Source organism: Brevundimonas sp. (genome assembly GCF_041648055.1).
Taxonomy (GTDB): Bacteria; Pseudomonadota; Alphaproteobacteria; order Caulobacterales; family Caulobacteraceae; genus Brevundimonas.
In genome coordinates this window covers 18,922-44,709 of record NZ_JBAZPS010000015.1, presented here as the reverse complement: position 1 = coordinate 44,709, position 25,788 = coordinate 18,922, and the positions used below count along the sequence as shown (strand labels likewise).

Sequence of the window (25,788 nt, the reverse complement as noted above, 5' to 3'; positions counted from 1 at the left end):
ACAGAACCGCGCAGGCCAGCCGGGGCAAGATCCCGTATCGGTTACGGATGGCACATCACGGGCGAGGTCACCTGGCACAATGGCATGACCGGCGGTTTTGCGAGCTGGATTGGCTTTGATCGCGGAGGCGATCGCGCCGTGGTCATCCTCACCAACACGTCCAACTCGGTCGACAGCCTCGGGTTCAGCCTCATGGGTGCAGAATGATCGCCCTGATCTGGCTGGTCCTCGCAACCGCATTCACGGGAGCCTTCGCGGCGTCCGCCAGCAGTCGATCGCGGCTGTTCTCAGCGAAATCCCGCCTGTCTCTGGCGCTCGCCGGGCTGGACGCGGCTGTTACCCTGGTGGTGTTGCACGCCTTCGGCCCCTGGAATGATGTGTCCACCCTTTGGTGGCTGGTCCCGGTGACCATCGGAGCCTTCGGAGTGGGAGCCGCCGTCATGACATGGCCAAACCTGCCGACGCTCAGACCTGATCGTCCGGTCTGGCTCACGATCGTCTTTGGGGTCCCGCATCTGACTTTGCTGTTCGGAATCCTCGGCGTGACCCTGGCCTGATACCGATCGATGATCAAGGCGACACCACCTCCGACGAAAATCCGGGTTCAGACTTGCCCGTAGAACGTCCTGGCGTGCGATGGACGAGGGCCGGTCATGCAGGCGTATCGAGAAACCGGCCCGGCCGCCGCTCACCCTGAGGCAAGGCTTTGGATCAAATTAAAGGTGCTCCGATAGCTGATGTGTCGAACTTCTCTGTTGGGGGATAGCGGACACTGACTTGGAACGGGCCGGACGCTGCTCACCGCCAACAGCGGATCGTGGCAACACCACAGAAGGCGGAGGGTCTCCGGCCCGAGCCCTAGGCCAGGACGCAGAACGCGCATTCCCGAAGCCGCCGCGGCTGTGACTGGCCGGGACCGAGTTCAGAAGTCCTGAATTCGACGAAGTTGGTCGGACGCCGGACTGTGGTTGCCGCTGCAACGGCTCCGATGGCGGAGGTTCGGAACGGGCAAAGCCATCGCCAGCATGACGCCCAGCGGCGACCGGGAATTAGCGTTTATTGCCTGGCCGAGTTAAGAAGCGTTGCCGGAACCGTACCAAAGGAAAGTGCGAGGTCTTTGCGCTGCCCGCACAGCCTCGGCGGATGCAGATTGACTGATGTCAGACCGACCCCGATTCATTGACGGTGCCAGCGGCTACGCGTTCAAGCCGCATGAGATGCCGATCCTCCCCGGGTCGCCGGCCAATCCGGACCATCCGACGGGGCGAAAGATCGCCTATCTGGTGATCGGCGTGTTTCTCGGGCTGGTCGGCGGGGCGCAGAACGGTTTCTTGCTGGCGAACACCGCGGCGCTGCAGGGCGATATGGCCCTCACCCCGGTCGAAGCGGGATGGATCAGCGTCGCCTTCTACGCAACCTACACCTGCGTGAGTATGCTGCTCTTCCGGGTTCGCCAGGAGTTCGGCGTTCAACCTTTCGTCCGCTATGCAATGCTGGGCTTGGTCGCCGCCAACCTCGTGCAGCTGCTCGAGCCAGGCTATTCGGCGGAACTGGCGGCGCGCGCTGTCGCCGGCATCGCAGCCAGTGGTCTCTCCGCCCTCTCGATCTACTATCTGATGCAGGGCCTTCCGGCCGCCGCCCGGATCGGTGCCTTGGTCCTCGGCATCGGCCTTGCCCAAACCGCCTTCCCGCTGGCGCGGGCCATGTCGCCGTATCTTCTCATCGACGGGGATATCACTCGCGCTTTCCAACTGCAGTTCGCGCTCTCCCTGGTCGCACTCGGGGCCGTCGCGGTGTTGAGGCTTCCGCCTGGCTATCGCTCAAAGACCTTCGAGATGCTCGACCTGTTCAGCATCGCCCTGTTCATGGCCGGGGTCACCGCCTTGCTGGCCTTCCTGATCCAGGGACGCATCCAGTGGTGGGAAACATCGTGGCTGGGCGGGGCGCTGGCGATGTCGATCCTGTGCCTGGGCTGTTGTTACCTGATCGAAAGCAACAGAAGGCGGCCCATGCTCGACACGCGCTGGCTGTCGAGTCGGGCCATCCTGGCACTCGCCATAACCGGCGGCGCGGTCCGGATCCTGGTCTCCGAACAGAGCTTTGGCGCCGCGGGTCTGTTTTCGGCTCTGGGGTACGGCAATGAGCAACTGACGGGCTACTATCTGGTGCTCGCCGGAGCCACGATCGCGGGCAGCATCCTTTCGCTCGTGCGGCTGGATCCGAGGGACCTGACCCGACCCATCCTCTTTGCGATTCTCGTCATAGCCATCGCTGCGTTCGCGGATACGCGCACCGGGGTCATGTCCCGCCCGGGCGACCTCTACCTGACCCAGGCGGCGATCGGGTTCGCCGCGGTCTTTGCGATGGGCCCGGTGATGATGGAGGGAATGCTGCGAGCTCTCGCCGCGGGCCCTGCCTATGTGGTCAGCTTCATCGCCGTGTTCTCGCTGTCTCAGACGCTGGGCGGCCTGGCCGGGGTCTCGGCGCTTTCCGCCTTCCACACGATCCGTCTCAAGACCCATGTGATCGACGCGGGCGCCACGCTCACAGCCTCGAATCCCCAGCTTGCGCGCGAACTGGGCCAGGCGACGGCGCGCCTTGGAGCCACGATCTCCGACCCGGCGCTGCAGCAACAAGCAGCCGCAGCCCGCATCGCCCAGGAGGCCGGCCGCGAGGCCGCGGTGCTGGCCTTCAATGATGTCTTCTTCCTCATCGGTTCGCTCGCATCCATTGCCTTTGTCGCAGTCTTCGTGCCCTGGGCGATGAACCGTCTGCGCGGGCGAAACCCTCTCAGCAAGGAACTGGCTTTCCTCGAAACAATGCGCCCCGGGAACAAATGATGGTCAAGACCGACACGAATGAGACACCGGGCACGCCCCGGGAAGCGGCCGCACCCGAGACGGAAGGTCCGGCGGTCGAGGCGGTCGACAGCGCCGACCAGCGCGGCTGGGCGCCGAATATCTCCCGCAAGAAGCTAGGACTCGGCGCGGGCGTGATCGTGGCGGGCGTACTGGCGGCTCTTTATGCCTGGGGGCTCACCCCTCTGAACAGCGGCGCCCAGACGACGAACAACGCCTATGTCCGCGGTCAGACGACGGTCATCAGTCCGCAGGTCGCCGGCTATCTGGTCGAGGTGCTGGTCAAGGATTTTGACCGTGTCCAGCAAGGCCAGTTGCTGGCCCGCATAGACCCGGCCTCCTATCAGCAACGGCTGCAGCAGGGAGTGGCGAACACCGCCGCCCAGCGGGCGACGCTCGCCAACAGCCAGCAGAGTCTGCGCTCGGGCGAAGCGCAGATGCGCTTGCAGGACGCCACGGTCGCGATCGCCAATGCGAGCCTGGAAAAGGCGCAGGCGGATATGCGCCGGATCGATGAGCTGGTGGACGAAGGGTCGGTCTCGCTGCGCGAACGCGATCAGGCGCGCGCCGCCCTTGAGCAGGCGCGGGCCGGGGTTCGACAGGCGGAGGCCCAGCGGGCGATCGCCGCCGAGCAGTTTCGTTCGGTCCAGGTCGGGCGCGGCGCACTTGAGGCCCAGGTCGAGGGGGCGAACGCCTCTCTGGAGCTGGCGCGTATCGAGTTGTCCCGCACCGAGATCCGCGCGCCGCGCGCCGGGCGTCTCAGCGAAATATCGGCCCGTGTCGGCCAGCTCGTCACCGGCGGGTCGCAACTGATGTATCTGGTGCCCGACGATCTATGGGTGACGGCGAATTTCAAGGAAGCCCAGACGGCCGAAATGGCGGTGGGCCAGCGCGCGACCCTGAGGGTCGATGCGCTTGGCGGGGCGAAATTGAGCGGGACGGTGCAAAGCATCGCCCCGGCGGCGGGCAGCGAGTTCAGCCTGATCAAGCCCGACACGGGGGCCGGCAATTTCGTCAAGGTGCCGCAGCGGATTGCGGTCCGGATCCGGCTGGACCCCGACCAGGTGCTGGTGAGGCGCCTGGGCCCCGGCATGTCGGTCGTCGCCACGGTCCATACCGGAGGCGGTCGATGATCATGGCCCGGCTCCCCCGGCTTGCCCTGTCCATTGCCTTGCCGGGCGTGATCGCGCTCGGCGGCTGCGCGCCCCAACTGCGGCCGCTTCCGGCCGGTGTCGCGATCCAGCCGCCGCTGGAATGGCGCACGGCAGTGCCGGACCCGGCTCCTGTGGACCGCCGCTGGTGGGAAGGGTTCGGGGATCCTCAGCTGGCGGCGCTGGTCGAGCGCGCCAGAGCGGCCAATGCCGATGTCCAGCTCGCCGCCGCCCGGGTCGAGGAGGCCCGGGGCGTCGAGGCGGCGTCGCGCTCCCTCCTGTTTCCCACGCTCGAGGGCGGACTGACGGGGGGCGCACGGCGCGAGGTTTCGGCTTTCGGGCAGGGCCAGGATTCGCTGGTGGCCCAGCCGCAGTTCCGGGCCTCTTACGAGGTCGACCTCTTCGGTCGAAACCGCGCCGGAGCCGAGGCGGCGCAGGCCGGCGTCGCCGCCAGCGAGGCCACTGAGGAGGCGGCGCTTCTCTCTGTGAGCGCGGCGACCGCCACCGGCTATGTGACCCTGCTGGCGCTCGATGCGCGCCGGGACATCTTGCGCCGCACGCTTGAAGGACGGGGACTGGCCCTGAAGTTTGCGCGAGACCGCGCCGAGGTGGGTTACACGTCCGAGCTGGAACTGCGTCAGGCGGAAGCGGAGTATCAGGCGACGGCGCAGCTGATGCCCCAGGTCGAGGCCCAGATCGCGCGGCAGGAGAACGCCTTGTCCGTCCTGATCGGCGCTCCCCCGGGAGGTGTTGTGCGGGGTGGTTCGCTCGCTGCCCTGCGCCTGCCGCCTCCCCCCGCGGTGCTGCCGTCCGAGCTGCTGCGCCGACGCCCTGACATCGCGGTTGCCGAATACCGGCTGGCGGCGACGGATGCGCAGATGCGTGCGGCCCGGGCGCGCTTCATGCCCACCCTGGGCATCAGCGCGACGGCGGGTGCCGCCTTCTCCGACCTGTTGGCCGATCCGGTCGCGCTGTGGTCGATCGGCGGCAGCCTGCTGGCGCCGATCTTCAACGCAGGACGACTGCAGGGCGGCTTGGACGTCGCGACGGCACAACGGGATCAGGCGGCGTTTGCCTATCGCGAAACCGTGTTGAACGCCTTTCGCGAAGTCGAGGACCGTCTCGCGGTCCTGTCCAGGCTCAGCGATCAGAAGCGGTCACTGGAAACCCAGCGAACAGCCGTCGCTGACGCCGTTCGGCATGCCCGGAACCGGTACCGCGCGGGATACACGCCTTATATCGAACAGGTCGATGCGGAGCGGAGCCTGCTGGCGGTCGAGCTGTCACTGGCCCAGCTGAATGCGGACGAGCTGAACGCCATGATCGGTCTTTACCAGGCGGCGGGAGGCGCCCCACAGGGCTGACAGCGCTGGTTCCGACGTCGTGGCAGACAGTCGCACCGGCGATAGCCGCCGAAGGCCGACGGCCCAAGTTGCCCTCACGCCGCGGCTCCATCGCCCATATGGCTGCCGAAATCAGGCGATGGGGACGTCTGCAACGGGCGGTCAGCGGACATTGCGCTTGAGCGTGTCGTGGTCATCGTGATGATCGGAACTTGAGGCACCGGCCTCGGCAAAGGTTCTCGAATGGTCGATGCTGGTCCCAGCCAAGCGTGCCCCCCCAGGTTAACTCTGACGGCTCTCTTCCTGCGCTTTCTGCGGTTTGGCGTTTTTGCGTTCGGGGGACCGGTCGCGCAGATCGCCATGATCCGGCGCGAGTTGGTCGATGAGGAGCGGTGGATCGACAGCAGCCGGTTCAATCGGCTGCTTGCGGTCATGCAGGTGCTACCCGGACCGGAAGCGCACGAACTTTGCGTTCACATGGGCATCATGGCTCGCGGTCGCCTCGGCGGGCTCCTGGCCGGACTCGGGTTTATGCTTCCCGGTCTTGTGCTGATGCTGCTGGCAGCCTGGGCCTACGCTGAACTGGCAGGGACGTCGCCGGTTCTTGCAGCGCTTTTCGTGGGGGTTCAGGCCACCGTTCTGGCGATCATTGCCCGAGCCGTGCATCGCATCGGTGAACACATTCTCACGTCGCTTTCGCTCTGGATCATCATGGCGGCGACGGCAGTCGCCACGGTTGCGGGCGTCAGCTTCTGGATCGTCCTCCCGGCAGCAGGATTTTGCTACGCCGGTGTGAACTCAGGTCGTTGGTGGCTTGTCGTCCTCGCCTTGTCTGCGGCGACCTCGACGGGGCTCCTCACACAGTCCAATGCCACCGGGTTTGCTCCGCCGCCATCCGCAGCCATGGCGGCAACAACCCTCGCCCTTTTTCTGGCCGGACTGAAAGGAGGATTGCTGACCTTCGGCGGTGCCTACACCGCCATTCCGTTCGTGCGTGCAGACACGGTGGATCGCGGCTGGACCACAGATGCCCAGTTCTTGGACGGAGTGGGGCTTGCGAACGTGCTGCCCGCACCTCTGGTCATCTTCGCCACTTTCGTCGGATGGATGAGCGGGGGCCTTGTCGGGGCATTGGCGATCACCGCCGGTATGTTCCTCCCGGCCTTCGCCTTCTCAATGATATTCTACGAGCGACTTGAACGTGTCGTAGAGGACCAGCGGCTACAGACCTTCCTCACGGGTGTGGCTGCCGCCGTGGTTGGCGTCATCGTAGTCACCGCGTTCCAGCTTGCGGAAGCGGCTGTGGCAGACACCCCGAACCTTCTACTGACAACCGCGCTCTTCCTCGTCGGTCTGGTTGTCGTCTACTTCTGGAAAAGCGGATACAGCGCACCTGTCGTGCTTGTGACCGGGGCGATCATTGGCGCGATCTTGCTTGGGTGATGCCGCGCAGCCGCTATGGATCGAAAGCGGACATTGGGCTCAAGCCCCAAAGTAGCCGCTTGGCCCTCGCCTCGACGAAGCAGTATCTCGTGAACCGCTCGGCTTGTCCGAATGCTCTAGTGTCCCCGAAAAGCGCTAACTCCAGATCCAGGTGGTCGCGGCCGTGTAGAGCGCAATTCCCGCAACGAGGTTGAACGGGAAGGTTATGGCCAGGGAGGCGGTGACGAAGACCCCCGGATCGGCTTCGGGTGCGGCCAAACGCATGGCGGCAGGAACGGCAATGTAGGATGCCGATCCCGCCAATATGGTCAGAAGTGCCGCATCACCCAGCTCCAGCCCTGCCAGGCGCGACAACACCAGAGCGATGGCCGCGGACACCAACGGGAAACCAAGGGCAAAGCCGACGATGACGACGCTCAGCTTTCGCCCCCCTTCCATAAGTCGCCGCGCCGCTGTCAGGCCGATGTCCAGCAGGAAGAAGCAGAGTGCGCCCTGGAACAGGGATCCGACGAAAACGTCCAGCCGCGACAGGCCGGCTTGTCCCGAAATCAGACCGACAACGAAACTGCCGAGCAGCATGACCGTGGCGGCACCGACAAATACCTCCCGCAGAATGTCCCTGCGCCGTCCCAGCTCGCGCCGACCCGCACCATTCAGCATGATCAGCGCCGTCAGGATGGCCGGGGTCTCCATCAGGGCAAGGACCGCCGCCATATAGCCCCCAGCGGGCAGACCGATCGCCGCAAGGTGCTGCTGCCCGGCTGCAAAGGTCACGACCGAGACCGAGCCATAGGTCGCTGCCAGCGCGCACACAGTGGGTCCATCCATGCGGGTCATCCTGCGCAGGACCAGGATCGCGATCAGCGGCATGGCGGCGCTCAGCCCCAGACCCAGGGCCGCCGCGATGAGGAAATCATCGTTCAGGCCCGCCGCCCTGGCCTCCACCCCGCCCTTGAACCCGATGCAGAGCATCAGATACAGCGACAACGCCTTGGCTACAGGCTCCGGAACAGCCAGATCAGACCGGGCCAGCGCCGCCAGCGCTCCGATGAAGAAGAACAGTATGGCCGGTGACGTCAGCAGCGAGAGGCTGGCGGAGAGATCGGGCATGCGGGGCACCTTGCGAAAGACGCCCGGCCTATGGCTTCGTCCCCGGGCTGGCCAGTTTATTGGATTGATGGACGCTATAACGGATTCAGATGGTACGGCACCTCCGACGCGCGCCGGCATCATGGCTCCCGTGATGCCCCCGACGCGTCGTCAGCGGGCCTGGAACCGTCGCCGCGTATCCAGCAGAACCCAGCTGCGCATCAGCAGCTCCCCGACATCATAGGGTTTGAGAAGGACGTCATTGGCACCGAGTGACAGAGCCCGAAGACGGGCGTTCATGGTGGAATCGGCGGTCAGGACGAGGATGGGCAGGTAGTCGGTGTCGGACGTCAGACGCCGGAAGCTCTCCAGGAACTCGTAACCGTCAAAGCCCGGCATCATGAGGTCCAGAAGCACCAGATCAGGCGTCGTCGCGGTGAAATCGGCCAAGGCGTCGCGTGCATCCAGGCAAGTGACGATGTTTGAAAAGCCCTCGCGGCGGAAGGCGCGGTCCACAAGGCTGAGGTTGGCGGCCTCGTCATCCACCGCCAGGATACGGGCGGCTTTGATGACGGGATCATGCGGAACGATCTTCACTCGGTCTCTCCCTGCGGCAGATTCGAACCCGGCAGGGTCAAGATGAAGACCGCCCCTGACCGGTCCTCCCGGGCCCGATAGACGATGTCACCACCCTGGGCCCGGGCAAGCCCCTTGGACAGCGCCAGGCCAAGACCGGAGCCATCGACACCGCTCCAGCGCTCTGCCTCCAGGCGGTCAAATGGGGTGAACAGGCGGTCGATCAGGCCTGCGGCAATCCCGGGGCCCTCGTCAGACACGGCGATGCAGATGTCGGTCCCGCAAGACGTGCAGACGATGTCCACCAGTCCGCCACGGGCCCCGTATTTGATCGCGTTCGACACCAGGTTCAGGACGATCTGGAGGGTCGCGCGCCGGTCGGCCATCACCGCCAGATCCCTGCCCACGTCAAGGCGGATATCGACCCCCGCCGAGGCCGCCTGGGGTCCGATCAGACCCCGGACATCTTCGATAAGGGGCTGGATCGCCAGGGGTGCCGGAGCGAGCGCGTGGCCGCCGGCCTCGATCTGAGCGATGTCGAGCACCTCCTCGATCATGGCCAGCAGGTGTCCACCTGCCTTGCCGATCTGCTCGACGGCATGAGCCTGATCGTTGGTCAGCGTCTCGCGATCCATACCGAGCAACTGGTTGAACCCCAGAATGGCTGTCAGCGGTGTGCGCAGTTCGTGGCTCATCCGAGACAGAAAGTCAGTCTTGGCCCGGCTGGCGCGTTCGGCCTCGGCGCGGGCCTGGCCAAGAGCCTCGTCCGCGCGGCGGCGTTCGGTCACGTCGCGCGTGACCTTCGAGAACCCGGTCAGGACGCCGTCGTCGTCGTAAAGCGCCGTGATGACGACGTTGGCCCAGAAGCGACGACCGTCGCGGCGCAGTCGCCAGCCCTCGTCCTCCACCCGGCCCTCGCGGCGCGCGACCTCCAGTAGCCGCGCCGGGGTCTCGGCGCGGGTGTCCGCCGGATAGAAGGTCGAGAAATGCTGGCCCAGAATCTCGTCGGCTGACCAGCCCTTGATCCGTTCGGCGCCAGCGTTCCAGCTGACCACCCGGCCGTCGACGTCCAGGGCGAATATGCCGTAGTCCCGCACGCCTTCGATGACGCGGCGATATCGCTCTTCGCCCTCCCTCAGAGCCGCCTCGCGCGACCGCAGCAGGGCGCTGGCCTGCGAGAGCCGACGCGCCAGGCCCCCGATTTCGTCCCGAGCGGCGTCCGGAGTTTCGAGCGGTTCGCCGCGTTCCAGACGCTCCGCCTCCCGTTCAAGTCCGCGGACCCGCCGCACGATGCCGGTGAACAGCAGCTGTGCCGCGGCCAGTCCGCCCAGCAGACCGGCGCCCGCCAGCACGGCACTGAGAGCCCAGGTGCGTCGGCGTTCATCGTCGGCCCTGGCCTGTCGCTGCGCGAGGAGTTCCGCCTCCCGGGCCTGCATGGCTTCGATTTCGGCCCGCAGCTGATCGAGCACGGCCTTGTTGGCGATCAGGGCTCGGGTCACTTCCGGGGCCTGAAGCCCGGTCGAGGTGCCGGCATCGGGCATGGCCGCCAGCTGGGCCAGTCCGTCACGTTTCTGGATGACCAGCCGGTCGACGCGCCGAAGCCGCTGCTGGATCTCGCCGTCGCGCGCCGTGCGCCGAAGCCGGTCGAGCGTGTCAGGCAAGAGCGCCTCGGCCTTGACGTAGGGCTCCAGAAACGCACGGCGCCCGGTGAGCCGATAGCCGCGGACGCCGCTGGCGGCCTCGGCCAGCAGGGCATGGACCTCATGGATATCCCGCTGGATCGCGAAGGTCAGTCGGACCTGGGCCTCGGCCTCGGACTGCGCTCTCCCTGACAGGTGAAGGCCGCCGATGCTGGCCAGGAGAATGGCGAGCGGCAGGGCGACCACGATCAGCCCCTTGGCCCCCAGACCGAGGTCCGCCCACGCCGCTGCCAGGCCGGTTCGACGTCTCAGGCGCGTCACGACCTGGCCCGCGTTGCGAGGACGGCCGCCTGGGTGCGGTCGGTCACGTTCAGCTTGGCGATCAGCTTCTCGACATGGACCTTGACCGTGCCCGGACCGATCCCCAGCGCACGACCGATCGCCTTGTTGGTCAGCCCCTGCGCCACCAGTTCCAGCACCTCGCTCTCGCGCGGGGTCAGTCGGGACAGATCGCTGGGCGACGGGCCAGCGGATGGAGTGATTGCGAGCCGCAGCAAGTCGGTCGGCAAGGCTGTCCGGCCCGCGCCCACAGTGCGGATGGCATGCAGCAGATCTTCGCGTCCCGCATCCTTCAGCACATAGCCCGTCACGCCTGCCGCCAGGGCACTGCGCACATATTCCACCGTGTCGTGCAGGGTCAGCATCAGAACCCGCGTCTGCCCCGCCGCCAGGATGAGACGCGCCGCCTCCAGACCCGTCATCCCCGCTCCGAACCGGATGTCCAGGATGGCCAGATCGACGGCGTCCTCCGCACAGGCGGCGACCGCCGCCTCGCCTGTCGCGACTTCCGTAACGACCTCCAGGTCGGGTTCCCGGTCGATGACGGCCCTCAGACCGGCGCGGGTCAGCTCATGATCATCGGCAATCAGTATGCGCATGTCACAAACCCGCCAGAGGAATGGACGCGCGGATGCTGAATCCACCAGCGACAGGCCCGGCCTCCAGCCGTCCGGCGACCTCCGCGAGGCGCTCCTTCATGATCTCCAGGCCGAACCGTGCGGCGGACGGATCGCCTGTGTCCGAAGGGGCCGCGCCCCCGGTTGTCAGCACGGAAAGCAGTATGGAACTTCGATCCGCCGAGATCGCCAGATCGAGGCTGACCGCCGCGCCGGGTGCATGTTTGGCGGCGTTGTTGAACGCTTCCTGGCCGATCCTGAACAGCAACGTCTCCAGCCAGCCGGGCAGACGTCTGCCGAGGCCATCCGCGACCGAGACCTGATGTCCGGCGCTCTCAAGCCGGCCCGCCTCTTCCCGCAGGGCCGCGACGACGCCAAGGTCGTCAAGGCTGGGTGGGCGCAGTCCTGCTATGACACCGCGCAGATCGGAAACCGCCGTGCGGGCGATACGGACCAGGTCCTGCAGCCTTTCGGCCGCCGCCTCATTGCCCGGCGCCAAATCCAGATGAACCAGTTCGAGATGGCGATGAAGCCCGGACATGGTCTGGGCCACGCCGTCGTGCAGGTCGGCGGAGATCGCCGCGCGTTCCCGCTCCTGGGCATTGACCACGCGCGACAGCACCTGCTCAAGCTCCTTTTCCCGCGCGGCCAGTCGTTCGATCAGGTCCGCCTCCTTGCGACGCTGAAGGTCGACCGTCAGCCGGGCCTCGATCATCTCGACCAACAGGCTTAGTGCCGCCGCATCCTCCTCGTTCGCAAGCGTCTGCGGATTGGACGGGGAGGAAAACAGCAGGCTGACGCCGACACGGCCTCGCTCGGCCAGCGACTGCAGCGGGATGGCCAAACCCCCGTCAGCGACCGTGAGCCCACCCTCGACCAGCGACCCCGTCCTGAAGCCGGCAAAGCGCGCCGCCTTCACGGCGGCCGCGTCGATCGCCGCATCAAGCCCGTCGCGGTCTGCGGCGGCCAGTTCGCGGCTGACCTCGATCAGCAGTTTGAGCCGGGCCGCGCGCGCCTGGGAGTCGCGAAACAGGGTCCGGACGTCCAGCCCCGATAACGTTCCTTCTGCCTGCACCCGCCGATCCTCCACAACCGAGGCTGCTCTACCAAACCCGTGAGCCGCTGTCGTATGCCATACGGCATAGGTCACGCGGCCAGCCGTCAGGCTGATGTGCGCTTGGCCGTGAACCCGCACCTTGTCTCATCGCCGCCGTCGCGGCTCATGAAAGGACGACATGATGCGCAAGATCTTCACCGTCACCGCTGCCACCGCGCTGTTGTTCGCTGGCTCCGCGATGGCCCAGTCCAGCGCGGCCACGACCTCGGACGGAAGCTACCCCGTAGCGAACCTCAGCCCCTCTGCTGCCGCCGCCCCGATCACGATCGCCGAGGTCGAGGCTGCGCAGCGGGCCTGGGGTGCGGCCCTGGTCGCGATCTCCACCGAATACAAGACCAACGGCCAGGCCGCCGCCACCCGCCTGGCTGGCCAGGTTCTTGACGCGGCCTACGGCTACAGCCTGGGGCCCGTCGCCTTCAAGCCGACCCTGGCCCATGGTGGCACGACCTTCCGCACGACCCGCGAGGGCGCGCTGGCCTATTTTGTCGGTGGAAATCCGAGCTTCTCCGGTGACACCGGCTTTGCCCTGAAGGGCTGGCAGTCCTACCAGATCGACAACGCCGCCGTGGTCATCAATGGCACGACCGCCATCTCGACCGGCAACATCATGCTGACCAACGACAAGGGCGAAGTGACCACGGTCAACAAGACCTGGGGCTGGGTGCGTGACGCAGACGGGGCCCTGCGCATCGTCCTGCACCACTCTTCGCTGCCCTTCGACCCGGACTGAATATCCAGGAACGGCCGCGCCGGATCTGCGCGCGGCCGGAATCCTTGCTGCCTTCCAGGGGGAAGGATTTCGCCGCCGTAGATGCGGGCGCGCCCTTGCCTGCCTTTTTCAGGATTTCGCCATGCGCTGCTTCAGGACGGCCCTTGTGGCGGTCGGCTTCATGCTTGCGCTCGCCTCGCCAGTCCTCGCACAGGACGAAGCGGGCGAGCTCTGGTTCAACCCGGCCTTCGAGACATCGCTCGACGACCGCACCACCGTCGAGCTGGAAACGGCCCAGCGGCTGCGCAGCGACCCGCGCAACGACACCTTTTTCGCCCGCCTGTGGCTGAAACGTGAAGACAGCCAGGGTCGGGACTGGAACGTGGGTATTGAACAGAACTGGACCGGCCCGGACGAGCGCGAAGTGCGCCTGCTCCAGCAGGTCGGCTACGACTGGGGTCCGCTGGAGTTCCGCACAAGGCTGGAGCAGCGGTTCGTGAACGTCGACCCCCAGACGGGCTGGAGAATTCGCCAGCGGTTGGGTTCGACCCTGCCCCTGACAGGGGATGCAGACGGATGGGCTCTGACCGGCAATGCCGAGCTTTTCGTCACGCTGCGCAGTACGGAGCCCGGAGGGCAGACCGGCCTGACGGGCCTGCGAACCTTCGTGGGGTTCGAGCGCGGCCTTGGCCGCTATGACGTCAGCCTGGGCTATCTCAGGCAACAGGACATTCGGGACAACTCCGAAGACCGCATAGGCCACGCGCCATACATTGGCGTGACGGTCGACTTCTGACATCGCACAGCGTGGACCGGCCACCTGATTTCCGTCATGAAAGCTGGCGTTGCCATAACGGATCCTGATGCGATGACACAGCGGCTGGTCAACCTCGACATCGACCTTCTGCGCGCCTTCGTCACGGTGGCTGAAACAGGCCACTTCACCCGTGCGGCAGGTTTGCTGGGCCGGTCCCAGCCCGCCGTCAGCCTGCAGATCCGGCGTCTGGAGGACCAGTTGCGGTCGCCGCTGCTGGATCGCTCGGGGCGCAGCGTCACACTGACCACCGAGGGTGCGACCCTGTTGCCACAGGCCCGCCGCCTGGTGCGGCTGAACGACGAGATCCTGTCCACCCTGGGCGATGGCGACCTGGAGGGCGAGGTGAGGTTCGGTGCCCCGGAGGATATCGCCACCATCCACCTTCCGGCCATTCTCGGGGCCTTCGCGCGCAGTCATCCGCGGATCAAACTGTCGGTGACCTGCGACTACACCGCCAATCTGCTCGATCAGCTCTCGCGCGGCCTGGTCGATCTGGCCCTGATCAAGCGCGAGCCCGTCGGGCCCGAACTGGGCGTGAGGGTCTGGAGCGAGCCGCTGGTCTGGGTCGCTCTGGACGCCTCCGTGCTGGAGGTGTCGCCGCTTCCCCTCATCGTCGCACCGGCCCCGGACATCTACCGGAAGCGGGCCCTGGCGGCGCTGTCAGACGCTGGCGTCACCTTCAGGCTGTCCTTCACCTCCCCCAGCCTTGCCGGCCAGATGGCGGCGCTGCGCGCCGGCCTCGGCGTCGGCGTCCTCCCGGCAGCCATGGCCCCACGAGACCTGATTGTCCTGCGCACAGGTCTGCCGGTCCTGGCCGATAGCGAAATCGCCCTGGTTTCCGCACGTGGCGCGGGCGGACCGTCAGCTCTGCTGGCCCAGGAAGTTCTGCGCGCACTCGAGCGCGGTCCGTCTTCATCATGACGCATCGTTATGGGCTGCATCACACCTTCTGATTGGTGCGTGGGACCCTGCTCTGGCATTTTCATGAAGCACTCCGGGCCCCTCTGACGATCGTCGTGATCGTGATGTCGGTTTGCATCGGGCGCGCCCGATCCAGGGTCCGGCCAAAGACACCTCGTCAGAAACCGGACCTGGATTGCCGCCCCGTTCTTAAACGGAGAGGCTGAATGTCCATTGTACTGGAACGTCGTCTGCGAGGCGTCCATGCCCTGCTTGAAATGGCGCTGCGAGACGAGCGCTCACGCCCGCGCCCCAGCGATCTTGTGGTCGCCGGAATCAAGAAGAAGAAGCTGTCGATCAAGGACCAGCTCCTGGCGCTTGATCGGCGCACCCGGGCCACGGCGCGATAGCGCCCAGGGTCGGCTGCCGTATCCCCTCTCGGCAGTCGACCCGCACGCGCCCTTGCCGACCATCACACCTCGCGAACAGGTTCACATGCCCACCCTTCACATCCCGGCCCGGCCAGGGTCGTCGGACGCGCTGTTCGACGTCTGGACGCCCGACAATGCCATTCAGATGGACGCCGTCGTTGCGGCCTGCGTCCTCGTGGCCCAGGCCGACGGCCGGGTCACGGTCGAAGAGCGTCAGGCCATGGTCCGCCGCATGCGCACATCGCCCTTGGTCACCGTCTTCGACCTGGATGAAATCCTGAGCGCCTTCGCCGTGCTGAACCAGCGGTTAGACCACGATCTGGAAGACGGCGAAGCCCGTGCCGAGGCGGCGATTGCCGCGCTGGACAACCAGCCCACGTTCGCGCGTCTGCTCGTCGAGACGGCATGCTCGGTCGCCAACGCCGACGGCGGTTTCGATCCTGCCGAGTGGCAGGCCATCGTGCGAATCTGCGACTTGCTCAGCCTCGACCCGGCCGACTTCGATGTCGCCCCGACAGCGCAGGCCTCTCCATGAGCCTGCCTCCCATCACGCGCCTGACCGAAAGGGCATGGCACACACCGGCCACCCAGATGACGGCCCGAACAGCGACGCACCGCAGCACACCGACGGATCGTCCGGTCGATGCCCCTCACGCCCTCGGCCGGGACTGCGCCTCGCGCCAGCCCAGCCGGCACACCTTCGACATCCGCGTCTGATCGCGATCAACAGTAGAAACACGCACACATGGAATTTCTCACGCAAGACGTCCTGACCAAGCCGGTCTGGATGTGGGCCTCCTTTCTGGCCCTCGTCGTCGTTCTGCTCGTCCTCGACCTGGGCGTGCTCCACAAGAAGCACCGCGAGATCGGCGTACGCGAGAGCCTGCTGATGTCGCTGGGCTATCTGACCCTGGGCGTCGGATTCGGCGGCTGGGTCTGGTACAGCCTCGGGGCACAATCCGGCATCGAATACCTGACCGGCTTCGTGGTCGAGAAGTCGCTGGCGATGGACAATGTCTTCGTCATCGCCATGATCTTCGGCTATTTCGCCATCCCCAGGAAATACCAGCATCGCGTGCTGTTCTGGGGGATACTGGGCGTCATCGTGCTTCGCGCCATCATGATCGCGGGCGGCGCAGCCCTCGTCTCCGAGTTCGGCTGGATCCTCTACATCTTCGCCGCCTTCCTGATCCTGACCGGGATCAAGATGATCGCCATGGCCGACAAGTCCCACGACCTGGCCGACAATCCCCTGCTGCGCCTGCTCAAGCGCCGGCTGCGGGTGACCGACGAGCTTCACGGCGAGCGCTTCTTCGTCAAACTGCCGGATCCGAGAACGGGCAAACTGGCCACCTTCGTTACGCCGGTCTTCATGGCGCTCATCATGATCGAGATCGCCGACGTGATCTTCGCGGTCGATTCCGTCCCGGCCATCTTCGCCATCACGACCGACCCCTACATCATCTACACCTCCAACATCTTCGCCATCCTGGGCCTGCGCGCCCTGTACTTCGCCCTGGCGGCCATCATTCACCGCTTCGCCTATCTGAAGCAGGCTCTGGCCGTGCTGCTCATCTTCATCGGCTCAAAGATCTTCGTGGCCGACCTGATGGGCTGGGAGAAGTTTCCGGCCGCCATCTCGCTGGGCGTGACCTTCGCCATCCTGCTCGTCGGGGTTCTCTCGTCGCTGTGGAGAACGCGCCACCCGGTCAGGCCGGAGACCCTCCCATGACCCTGCGGCCCGACGATCCCCTGCTGCAAGGATACCGTCGCTTTCGCACGTCGGTCTGGCCCCGCCACGCGGAACGCTACGCCCGGCTCGCCCGGCGCCGCCAGCATCCGGGGACGGCCGTGGTGGCCTGCTCGGACGCCAGGGTCGATCCGCAGACCATCTTCGATGCCGAGCCGGGGGAACTGTTCGTCATCCGCAATGTGGCGGGCCTCGTCCCTGAGTACGCGCCCGACGGCGGCTGCCATGGCACAAGCGCAGCGCTGGAGTATGCGGTCAGAATCCTGAGGGTGAGGCGCATCGTCCTGCTCGGTCACGCCCGATGCGACGGCATCCACGCCATGATTCACGGCCCCTTGCGAAGGGCTCCGGATTTTCTCGGGCCGTGGGTGGATATCGCCGAGCCGGTCATGTGGCCCATCCCGGACCGGCAGCCCGGCCAGACGCTCGAGGAAACGATCGAGGTCGCCGCCCTTCGCCTATCGCTGGCCAACCTGCGGACCTTTCCATGGATCCTCGACGCCGAACGATCGGGTCAGATGACCTTGTCAGCCTGGCGCTTCAGCATCGCCACAGGTGAGCTCAGCGAACTGTGAAACGTGTACACCCGGCGCGTTACCGACCCGGCTTTCTGTCCATCAGCGTCGCCCTTTCCCTCAGCGTCTGAATGACGACCGGACGGGTGCCACAGGCTGCGTTGCTTTCGAAGCCGCCGACGCGCCCGGCACTGACGGTAGGCGGCAGATGGGCATGAATGTCTGGACCCGCGATGGCTCGCCTTCCCCATCCGGCATAGGCCGAGAGGCGAGCCAGGCGGCCCATTTCAACCCGCGTCATTTTTGCCAGGGTGTCGTCATGTCCACACACGCTCGAACACCGCTGTCAAAAATGATCAGACGCCTTGGCGTGCGGAGCGCCCAGCTGACTTTCGTAAGCCTCAGCCTGGCAGCCTCTCCAGTTGCGGCCGATGGGCGTGCCGGACCAGGCCCGTCCAGTTTCCAGGTTGACCGGACAGACAGCGCTTCGCTCCCGATGCAGGAAGACCCGAGCAACACGACTGAGCGGTACCGCTCCGCGACCTGCCTCGCCGACACTCAGGCGATTGTCTTGTTTGACCGGCTGGACCGCGACAGCGACGGCCGGTTGACGCGGGCCGATAGTCGCCGCCGCGAAGCCGGACGCGATCGGATCAGAGTGATCGCGTCTGATCGGCACACGCCTCGCTTCGACCTGGATGGCGATGGTATCGCGACCCGACAGGAGGTCGTCGCAGCGTCGTCGTGCGCCAGTCTGATGCGGCAAGGTCAGATGCAGACTGCAGACGAGGCATCTCGTAATGCCCAAGACCGTGAGAGGCCCGCAGATTGACGTCTGCAGATGTCCTGATTGTGGACCATGACACATCTGTGCGAGCGGCGACGGCTGAGATTCTTATGCGCCGGATCGGGTGTCGTATCACCTACGCTGACGCCGATCTTTCGCAGGTGACTCATCACTGCCAGAAACGCGCGCCGGATCTGATCATCGTGGACGACTGGTCTGGCGGTCGCCGCACCGGCCTGGCGCTGGCCCTGCAGATCCGCGTCAGTCACCCGCGCGTTCCGCTGCTTCTCGTCTATGATCGAGACTGCAGTGTCGCACTGGAAACCGTCATGGCGGCTGGCATCCAAGGGTTCGTCCTCAAGGGTACAAACCCCGATCTGCTTATTGCATCAGCCCGCGCGATCCTGGCCGGAGAGACCGCATACCCGCCAAGCCTTTTGCCCAGCGACGCTGCGGATTGATCCCATCAACCTTGCCTTTTCACCTTGCGATGGTCGAGCCGACCGTGCCCCGTGCGGTAGTCATTTCGGGTCCTTATTGCGCGGATCATCGATTCACATTGGTCGCGTGTCGCGCGCCACGTCATGATGAAGGTCGATCCGGGCCCCTCTGGCGATCACGGTGATCGCGATGTCGGATATCGGGCGCATTTGCGGTCGGATCCTGAGCCTTTCGAAGATCCTCCCCGCGTCGCTCCCGGTCAAAGGAGAGCCGCAATGGATGTTCAGTCCTTCAAGCCGATGCGCCGCTACAGCGTCCTGCTCGCTCTCAGTCGCTCTGAAACTGTTTTGCGGCTGTGGAACAAGCGGCTTCCGTCACACCAGGCTGTTGCACAGAAAACAGTCGTCTCGGGCGAGCCAGGCTCGACCTCATATCCTTCACCAAGACCACACAGGTCACAATGACCCGTAATGTCCGCTTTGGGTCGAGGCCGTGTAAAAACGTGCTGAGCTGCGGCTGGGCGGAGGTGCCAACGAGGCGCAGAGCGCCTCCTTCTCAGCCGCCACAGTCGAAGCTCCGGCACCCACGGACCTCCGCCTTTCGCTTGTCGGACGCTGGACGGGTGCGCTGGGCTACTGCGACTACCAGTCGGACCGGCTATTCGAGATTCCAGTCACCACGACCATTGAGGCTCTTCCGGATGGGGTCACCCTGATCCGCCGCTCCCTGTTCGACGACGGCCCGGACAGGCCAGTCTGGATCACCACCGTCAGCCTTGACGACCGCACCGCATCAGCAGCGACCTCGGCCGCCTTTCGCGCCGGTGGCCCGGTCGAGCCGCTTGTCGAGACCATGAACACGCGCGACTTTCGCGACGCGACCCACTGAACGATCGTCTATCGGACGATCGGCATCGATGGTGACGCGCCAGCCGAAATCCGTGTCACCGCGCCCCTCGACGGCCTGACCCTTCTGTCGGTCAAGGATGTCCGGCCGGTCGGTGCCGGCGACGACGCCTGGCCTTCCGGAACCAGACACGCATGACCCGTGACCCCGAGTAAGCCAAACAAAGGCAACAGGTCATCCGGCCGGATGCGTGCTGTGAGGGGGTAATGCGCAATCAGCGAACACATGATCACGGCGAGTAGGCGGACAGTCCGAAAGTCGCCAGCGGGTCACTCTCGGGTTCTTGCAGCGCAGTCCCGGAATGTCCGCTCCGGGTTGAAAGCGGTCTTTGACATCCTGGCGACGGCTGGTGCCGTTGTCTTCATCGGCAGGGAAAACGCTCAACCATCCAGGCGCGTACGGCCTGATTGACCGTTTGGCCTTGCGAGGCCGCCGGCACGGCTCTCATCCGGGCCACGAAGTCGTCAGGTGAAATATTCGTCGTCCCCGGGATGCAGAACGGCGGCGGGAGACCGGCTGCGCGAGCCCGAGTCTCCTCAGCTCTGGCCGCCTCGATGGAACTGGTCGTGACACTCCAAGCCCGGCGGACCGATGGGCGAAGCAGCGCGGTCGGGTTGCGCGGCGCGCCAGCAGAAATGGCGTTGTATTCCCGAACAGTCATCGCGGCTTGCGCAAAGACCGACTGCACAAGGAGGCACTGGAGGACGATTGATGTGGCGGCGATAAGCGCAAGACGGGTCATCGAAGCGGTCCTTATTCGGAGGCTTAAGACGCTACTGATGATGCGGCAGAAGCAGACGCGGACCCCGGAAAACATCCCTGCCGTGTCAGACCGCGAATGGTTGTTAGCGCAGAGAAAGCTATGCCTTGATGCGCGTGCGTCAAATGGAAAATTGGCTCGTGACGATGCCGTATCCTTGCCGTTCGCGACTCCAACGGGTGGCAACTGAGCAGCGTCCGCTTTGGATCGACAGCGGACAGGCGTCTCAGGCTGGTTACCCGAAGTCGATCCTCAATGTTAGAGTGCGGCGCACGGCGAAGGGCAGAGACCCGAAAGGGTACCAGAGGCTAATGCCGACAGCGCCCAGGGACCTGGGCACCGCCCGCGTTAAGCCTGTGCGTGGGCCTTGGCTCCGCCGTACACCCAACGTCCGCACCGGATCGAGAGCGGACGGTTCACGATGCCATGTTCCTCGTGATGGTGCTCAACTATGTCGATCTAGCAGCAAAGGAGAAAGTCTATCAGAAGCTTGCCATTTCGCCGAAGGACGGTGCGCGCCTAGGCCCTGCGCCCCCTGCCCTGGCTGCGCTCGGTGGAGACACGTTGCCGTTGGACTGACAGCACCTTGTCCAGAAACCTGGCGTGCAGCGCTGCCGTCAATCCTGCAAAGCCGGCTCCTCTGGGACGTAGCGCGGCAGACTGCCTTTCTCCGTTCTCCTCTTGCTCGCGCCCGCCATCATTCAGTCCGGAGGCGCGGAACGCCTGTTTGAAGTTATTCCGGTATTTGAGATACCCTCACCCGTGAAGCCTGCTCACCGGAATGGTCATTCGCAGCTTGAGACCATCAGGCTCCCACGACCGTTCGATCGTCGCGCCGAGCTGAAGATTCACACTCCTGTCGAGCAAGGTCGTGCCAAAGCCCGTCCTGACCGGCACAACGACATTTGCGGCTCCGCATTCCCTCCAGTCGATGACGTAGGCTTCGTCCTTCACGACCGTCGACACGTGCACCGTGGCACCAGGCATCGCCAAAGCGCCGTACTTCAACGCATTCGTCCCCAGCTCGTTGAAGATGAGCGCGAGCGGCGTCACCGTTTCCGGGCCAATGGAGTGATCCTGGCCTGAGAGCGTGAATGCGCTGGTGGCGTTGTCGAGACCATAGGGGTCGAGCAGTTCGCGCAACAAACCGTGGACGGTGTTCCCCCTGCCCTGCACACGGTCCTGGTGCTCGCCGTAGACATAGGCGACGGCCTTGCCGAGCCCGCCCAGACGTGTCCGAAGGGTGCTGGCAAATGCCCTGGACTCCGGATTCGCCCTTGCTGACAAACCGATTACACCGTCAACGATCGTAAAGAGATTGGCGATGCGGTGCGCGAGCTCGCGGGCTACCAGCGTTCGCTCGCTGGCGACGTACACCTCGCGGGAAACGTCTCTCGAAATTGCCAGGAGCGACGCGATATTGCCATCCGTGTCGTGAACCGGGGAGACCAGAACGTCCCAATGCTTGTGCGTACCCCTGGCGGTCGGACAGTCAGCCGAGAAGCGCGCGACTGATCCGGCTGCCGCCTTGGCAACCGCAGCCTCCAAGGTCGGCCGGTGAACTACGGGCCAGAGCGATGCCCAGTCAGAACCCTCGAGCGCACTGAAATCCTCTATTTCCATCAGGCAAAGGCCCTCGGGATTCATCGACGAAAGGCGACCGTCGAGCGTAAGAGACTTCAGGCAGTCAAGGCTGCTGTCGAAGGGGCCCTGCGCTTGCACAGGGTCACACCTCGTCTGCGCCATGTCAGTGTGTTCATCCAGTATCGCACTCATAGGATCCACCGCCGTGCCAAGCCGAGACCGAACATGAGGGCGCAGGGCGCCGCGAATGACGACGGTTTATTAAACCGTCTGAACGAGGGAATCCAGCGATCTGTGAGATGGACGAGTGCTACAACTCCGACGACCCCTTGGCCGGGATGGTCGATTGCTTCCGACAGTTCAGGACAAGCTGAGCCGTTTGTCGCACTGATCCCTGTATTGGAGCGTGTTCGGGCCCGAACCGGCATGGCTGACACTCGCACGCGAGCAAGTCGGCGTGCGCGTGATCGTCAGAGCAAGCACTGCCGGATCATCTGGGACGGATCCAGAACGGCCTGGGCCAAGGGCCGGGACGGAAGGTCAATCCTCACGAAACGCCGTGTGCGCGACGTTCGTAGCCGGCCTGAGGCTGCAGATCGGACGCTCTGCATGTCAGCTCTGGGAGGGAGGCGGACCTGAGGTCGGTGTCTAATAGCGGGCGACCCGTGTCCTTCGCGAAACCAAATCAGTGCCCGTTTTTTATTGTGCACCGAATGGCTGTGGCCCGTCATCAGCCTATTCCCTGATTACTTTTTCATAAATAGACCGGTCAACAACGCCTTAAAACTTACACTCTATACTTAGACGTTACAGGCTGATGCCAGTCAGAGATGAAGTTGCCCCTGGCGCATGGCGACATACACCGCCTCGCTGCGTGAGGTGACTTCCAGCTTTCGGTAAATCGCCTTGACGTGATTGCCCACAGTCAGGGGCGATATGCCAAGCGAGCGTGCGGCTTCCTTATAGCTTTGCCCGCGAGCGAAAACGGTCAGGAGTTCGACCTCCCGGCGCGTCAGGCTCTCTGCCGCGACGGCCGGAGGCGACTCCTCAACGTCCGACTGGCGCAGCCGATCCAGCAGGTAGACGGCGGCGGACGCGCTGATCGGGGCACCGCCCATCAGGGTTACATGGATGCCGTCCAGAATGGTTTCCGGCGCGCTGTCCTTGAGCAGATAGCCGTCGGCGCCTGCCCGTAGAGCCGCCACCACGGTGTCGCGATCCCCGAAGGCTGTCACCACCAGAACCTTGCAGTCCTGGGCCGCCTTCAGCGTCCTGATGAAATCCAGCCCGCTGCCGTCGGGAAGCCCGATATCGGTCAGGACCAGATCGACGTTTCGCTCGAGAATGGCCTGCGCTTCCGCGATGGAGCCCGCCTGGGTGTCCAGCGCCAGACCGGGATCGCTAAGGATGATCTCGACGAAATGGGCGGCCACATTCACGTCGTCCTCGAGCAGGGCAATGCGTCTGGGCTCGGTCATGACCTGTCCGGAGTGGCATTGAGCGGCAGGACGAGGACGATCGTTGTGCGATTGGCCTCGCGGTTGCTTTGGAGGCTGGCTCCGATAGCGGCGGCCCGCGACTGCATGTTGCGCAGTCCATGTCCGGATCTGGCCGCGTCACCCATCCCGTGAGGTCCATTGTCGCTGATCGACAGGCGGACGCCGCCGTCAGGCTCGGGTGCCACCACAATCTCGAGACGGTCCCCGCCAGAATGCTTGAGCGCATTCGTGACGGCCTCTTGCAGGATGCGGAAAACCTGCAGGACAGCCCGGGGCGGATAGTCCGGCAGGGGCGTATCAAGCAGGGTCGTCCAGGTGAAGGCAAAGCCGGCACGCTCGACAAGCGGACGCGAGCGTTCCTGAAAGGTGGTCAGGGCGGACGCCAGGGATTCACCGACGGAGTCCATGGAGTCGATCATCAGCCGCATCTCGTCGATGACGGATTGCAGGCCCTCGGCCATAGAGGCGGCATCGACCTTGCCGCGACGGGCGGCGAGCAGCATGCCCATCAGTTGACTGCCCAGACCGTCGTGCATGTCGCGCATGATGCGCCGCCGCTCCTCCAGATGCGCCTGCTGACGGAACAGTTCGCTCTCGCGGGCGCGGGCTATGGCCAGCTCCGCCTCGCGCGCCTCGAGCGTTTCGGACAGGTAGGTGTTGAGGCTGACCGTCGACTGGAAAAGGCGGAAGTTGCGCTGAACAAAGGCCACGATCAGTGCGAACAGCAGGACCGGCGCAGACTGGACGACATACTGCCCTGTGTTCAGGCCCAAGTGCTGACCCAGGGCATCCAGCACGATGCAGACGGCGATGATGCTCATCAGCGCCGCTTCCAGAAGCCGGGTTTCACCTGAACGAAACGCGTGCCAGCCCAGGCGTACCAGCACCCCGGCCCCGAGCGCCGTTGTGTACCAGGTCCAGATCTGGGCCGGGACATCGAACCCTTCCGGCATGGGCCGATAGACGAGCCAGAAGATGCTGATCAGGACGAACACCAGCCAAGAGGCCACCACGACCCGTTGCAAACCGCGTGAAGGCCGCCCCGTCCAGGTGTCGACAAAGCCCAGCAAGGACGCTGACAGCAGGCTGTTCAAGCCGAAGAACAGGACCATCCGCAGCGTCCCGCCGATCGGCTGATCCAGAACAAGGGCATAGGCCGCCAGGCCGGTCCAGGTGAAGCAGACCGTGGCCAGCCAGCCAGCAAACAGACGATTCTCCGCGCGCCAGAACAGGAGCACGGCGAATAGCCCCAGAAGGAAGGTGGTCCAGCCCGCGATCAGGAAATAGTCCCCCTGCTGCCACAGCCGGCGTGCGGCCCAGGGCTGGACCTGATCGATCGGGGCGAGGATGGGGGGATAGAGGTCGGTGTAGGGATAGCCGTCGCGCACGATCACATAGGCGATGGTGTTGGAGCCTGCCCTCAACAGTCCCGACGGGATGCGAACGACCTTGCCCTGCTGACCCTGGAAAGTCTGGCGACCGAACTTCAGGCTGCCGTCGGCGACCACAATCGACCCGTTCACAGCAACCAGCATGTTGTCGACCTGATGATAGGTCAGCATGCCCAGCCCGCGAGCCGGTACGGCCTCCAGGTCGAAATTCATCTGCAGGGAGGCATAGACCGGCTCGCAGCACAGGGTGTGGGGCAGGTTCACCGGGGAATGCGCCGCGCCCTCGGCGGCCTCCAGGGACGGGACCTCAAGTGAGGCTATGCGTGCATTGGTCAGCTCGATCTTGTCGAGGTCTCGCGAGGGAGGAATCGACAGAAGCGGCTGGTAGACCGCAAACCAGAACGCCGCCTGGACGACGATGACGGTGATCGCAATCCGCGTCAGGCGCTGCAGACGATCGGTATTTCCAGCCATGCCCCCCCCAGCTTTAATCCGACACCCCCGCCGCGACCCGTTGGTTTGCCAATCACGGGCGACCCAAGCGCAACAACCGATGTTCGGCGACCGCCATATACGTGGTGGTAGCCATACGGCCAAGCTGAGTCCTATCAAGGCCATAGTCGACATAACGTCGCTCCATGAACCTGCTGAGGATCCATCATGAAAACCATCGCACTAGTCGCCGCTTTGGCCACGCTTGTGGCTGGACCCGTTGCCGCCCAGAACGCCGGGCTGACCGCAAACTATGGCGAGATCAGTCTGCGCTCGGGCTTCACCCCCGACCCCTACCGCGTCCAGGTCACGGCCGGCGGTTCTGTGAATGGCGGTGCCCTGCCCGGCTCGTGCACGGGCATGATCAGCGAGGCCCCCGATTTCGAGGTCAGTTATTCCGCCGGCAGCCTGCCGCTGGTGTTCCGCACGCTGTCGTCGTCGGACACGACCCTGATCATCAATGGCCCGGATGGCAGCTGGTCCTGCGATGACGACAGCTACGGCGACGGGGACGCCGAAGTGCGCTTCAACCGGCCCCAGAGCGGCACCTATGACGTCTGGATCGGCACCTTCGGCGGCGGCACATCGTCCGCCACGCTGCTGATCACCGAAACGCCCTGACGGCGGTCGAGC

Annotated in this window: 25 protein-coding genes; 16 read left to right on the top strand and 9 right to left on the bottom strand. The window is 65.0% G+C overall.

Translation table 11 applies throughout. The features are described from left to right. The 6 genes from WC585_RS16635 to chrA all read left to right on the top strand — a co-directional run. Positions 1 to 207, top strand: a 207-nt coding sequence (locus tag WC585_RS16635) for a serine hydrolase (RefSeq protein WP_373259082.1), incomplete at its 5' end; no start/stop codon positions are given. After that, a complete protein-coding gene (locus WC585_RS16630; RefSeq protein ID WP_373259080.1) occupies positions 204 to 557 on the top strand; it encodes a hypothetical protein in 354 nt (117 codons plus the stop codon). The genes WC585_RS16635 and WC585_RS16630, both read left to right, overlap by 4 nt. Positions 558 to 1,157: 600 nt before the next feature. Further along, entirely contained in the window at positions 1,158 to 2,840 is a 1,683-nt protein-coding gene (locus tag WC585_RS16625; protein WP_373259078.1) for an MFS transporter, read from the top strand. Then, positions 2,840 to 3,991 (top strand): HlyD family secretion protein, encoded by a 1,152-nt coding sequence (locus WC585_RS16620; protein WP_373259076.1) that lies wholly within the window; start codon positions 2,840 to 2,842, stop codon positions 3,989 to 3,991. The genes WC585_RS16625 and WC585_RS16620 overlap by 1 nt, the downstream gene beginning before the upstream one ends. Positions 3,992 to 3,993: 2 nt before the next feature. After that, positions 3,994 to 5,373, top strand: a complete 1,380-nt coding sequence (locus tag WC585_RS16615; protein WP_373259074.1) for an efflux transporter outer membrane subunit — start codon at positions 3,994 to 3,996, stop codon at positions 5,371 to 5,373. 222 nt (positions 5,374 to 5,595) lie between these two features. Then, the gene (gene chrA / locus WC585_RS16610; protein WP_373259072.1) at positions 5,596 to 6,795 is read left to right on the top strand and encodes a chromate efflux transporter; all 1,200 of its coding nucleotides are present in this window, start codon (positions 5,596 to 5,598) and stop codon (positions 6,793 to 6,795) included. 135 nt (positions 6,796 to 6,930) lie between these two features. Here chrA and WC585_RS16605 read toward each other — a convergent pair whose 3' ends face one another. The 5 genes from WC585_RS16605 to WC585_RS16585 form a co-directional block, all read right to left on the bottom strand. Further along, on the bottom strand, positions 6,931 to 7,905 hold the full coding sequence (locus WC585_RS16605; RefSeq protein ID WP_373259070.1) for a sodium-dependent bicarbonate transport family permease: 975 nt from the start codon (positions 7,903 to 7,905) through the stop codon (positions 6,931 to 6,933). A gap of 150 nt (positions 7,906 to 8,055) precedes the next feature. Continuing rightward, positions 8,056 to 8,481, bottom strand: coding sequence for a response regulator (locus tag WC585_RS16600; RefSeq protein WP_373259068.1), 426 nt, complete (start codon positions 8,479 to 8,481; stop codon positions 8,056 to 8,058). After that, the gene (locus WC585_RS16595; protein ID WP_373259066.1) at positions 8,478 to 10,421 is read right to left on the bottom strand and encodes a PAS domain S-box protein; all 1,944 of its coding nucleotides are present in this window, start codon (positions 10,419 to 10,421) and stop codon (positions 8,478 to 8,480) included. Before WC585_RS16595 ends, WC585_RS16600 begins: the two co-directional genes overlap by 4 nt. After that, on the bottom strand, positions 10,418 to 11,038 hold the full coding sequence (locus WC585_RS16590) for a response regulator (RefSeq protein WP_373259064.1): 621 nt from the start codon (positions 11,036 to 11,038) through the stop codon (positions 10,418 to 10,420). The genes WC585_RS16595 and WC585_RS16590 overlap by 4 nt, the downstream gene beginning before the upstream one ends. Before the next feature lies 1 nt (position 11,039). After that, the gene (locus WC585_RS16585) at positions 11,040 to 12,131 is read right to left on the bottom strand and encodes a sensor histidine kinase (RefSeq protein ID WP_373259062.1); all 1,092 of its coding nucleotides are present in this window, start codon (positions 12,129 to 12,131) and stop codon (positions 11,040 to 11,042) included. 160 nt (positions 12,132 to 12,291) lie between these two features. Here WC585_RS16585 and WC585_RS16580 point away from each other — a divergent pair, with 160 nt between their 5' ends. The 9 genes from WC585_RS16580 (at position 12,292) to WC585_RS16540 (ending at position 18,543) form a co-directional block, all read left to right on the top strand. Further along, positions 12,292 to 12,903, top strand: coding sequence for a phosphoribosyl-AMP cyclohydrolase (locus WC585_RS16580; protein WP_373259060.1), 612 nt, complete (start codon positions 12,292 to 12,294; stop codon positions 12,901 to 12,903). A 121-nt stretch (positions 12,904 to 13,024) separates the two neighbouring features. Continuing rightward, positions 13,025 to 13,678, top strand: a complete 654-nt coding sequence (locus WC585_RS16575; RefSeq protein ID WP_373259058.1) for a DUF2490 domain-containing protein — start codon at positions 13,025 to 13,027, stop codon at positions 13,676 to 13,678. A 72-nt stretch (positions 13,679 to 13,750) separates the two neighbouring features. Continuing rightward, complete coding sequence (locus WC585_RS16570; protein ID WP_373259056.1) at positions 13,751 to 14,620, top strand: LysR substrate-binding domain-containing protein; 870 nt, start codon at positions 13,751 to 13,753, stop codon at positions 14,618 to 14,620. 206 nt (positions 14,621 to 14,826) lie between these two features. Next, positions 14,827 to 15,009, top strand: coding sequence for a DUF465 domain-containing protein (locus tag WC585_RS16565; protein ID WP_373259054.1), 183 nt, complete (start codon positions 14,827 to 14,829; stop codon positions 15,007 to 15,009). Between the two features lie 85 nt (positions 15,010 to 15,094). Beyond that, entirely contained in the window at positions 15,095 to 15,565 is a 471-nt protein-coding gene (locus WC585_RS16560; RefSeq protein WP_373259053.1) for a tellurite resistance TerB family protein, read from the top strand. Next, positions 15,562 to 15,747, top strand: coding sequence for a hypothetical protein (locus WC585_RS16555; RefSeq protein WP_373259052.1), 186 nt, complete (start codon positions 15,562 to 15,564; stop codon positions 15,745 to 15,747). Before WC585_RS16560 ends, WC585_RS16555 begins: the two co-directional genes overlap by 4 nt. 28 nt (positions 15,748 to 15,775) lie before the next feature. Further along, positions 15,776 to 16,762 carry a TerC family protein gene (locus WC585_RS16550; protein WP_373259050.1) on the top strand — a complete coding sequence of 329 codons (987 nt, stop codon included), beginning with the start codon at positions 15,776 to 15,778 and terminating at the stop codon, positions 16,760 to 16,762. Further along, positions 16,759 to 17,355: a carbonic anhydrase gene (locus tag WC585_RS16545; protein ID WP_373259049.1), complete on the top strand. Its 597-nt coding sequence runs from the start codon at positions 16,759 to 16,761 to the stop codon at positions 17,353 to 17,355. The genes WC585_RS16550 and WC585_RS16545 overlap by 4 nt, the downstream gene beginning before the upstream one ends. A gap of 792 nt (positions 17,356 to 18,147) precedes the next feature. Next, positions 18,148 to 18,543: a response regulator gene (locus WC585_RS16540; protein WP_373259084.1), complete on the top strand. Its 396-nt coding sequence runs from the start codon at positions 18,148 to 18,150 to the stop codon at positions 18,541 to 18,543. A 1,247-nt stretch (positions 18,544 to 19,790) separates the two neighbouring features. Here WC585_RS16540 and WC585_RS16535 read toward each other — a convergent pair. The 4 genes from WC585_RS16535 to WC585_RS16520 form a co-directional block, all read right to left on the bottom strand. Further along, the gene (locus WC585_RS16535) at positions 19,791 to 20,171 is read right to left on the bottom strand and encodes a hypothetical protein (protein ID WP_373259048.1); all 381 of its coding nucleotides are present in this window, start codon (positions 20,169 to 20,171) and stop codon (positions 19,791 to 19,793) included. Positions 20,172 to 20,945: 774 nt separating this feature from the next. Further along, on the bottom strand, positions 20,946 to 21,965 hold the full coding sequence (locus tag WC585_RS16530; RefSeq protein ID WP_373259047.1) for a PAS domain-containing protein: 1,020 nt from the start codon (positions 21,963 to 21,965) through the stop codon (positions 20,946 to 20,948). 632 nt (positions 21,966 to 22,597) lie between these two features. Beyond that, on the bottom strand, positions 22,598 to 23,251 hold the full coding sequence (locus WC585_RS16525) for a response regulator (protein ID WP_373259046.1): 654 nt from the start codon (positions 23,249 to 23,251) through the stop codon (positions 22,598 to 22,600). After that, positions 23,248 to 25,137 (bottom strand): sensor histidine kinase, encoded by a 1,890-nt coding sequence (locus WC585_RS16520; protein ID WP_373259044.1) that lies wholly within the window; start codon positions 25,135 to 25,137, stop codon positions 23,248 to 23,250. The genes WC585_RS16525 and WC585_RS16520 overlap by 4 nt, the downstream gene beginning before the upstream one ends. A gap of 186 nt (positions 25,138 to 25,323) precedes the next feature. Between WC585_RS16520 and WC585_RS16515 the strand changes: the two genes are divergently transcribed. Next, positions 25,324 to 25,776: a peptidase S1 gene (locus WC585_RS16515; RefSeq protein WP_373259043.1), complete on the top strand. Its 453-nt coding sequence runs from the start codon at positions 25,324 to 25,326 to the stop codon at positions 25,774 to 25,776. The last annotated feature ends 12 nt before the right edge of the window (positions 25,777 to 25,788 follow it).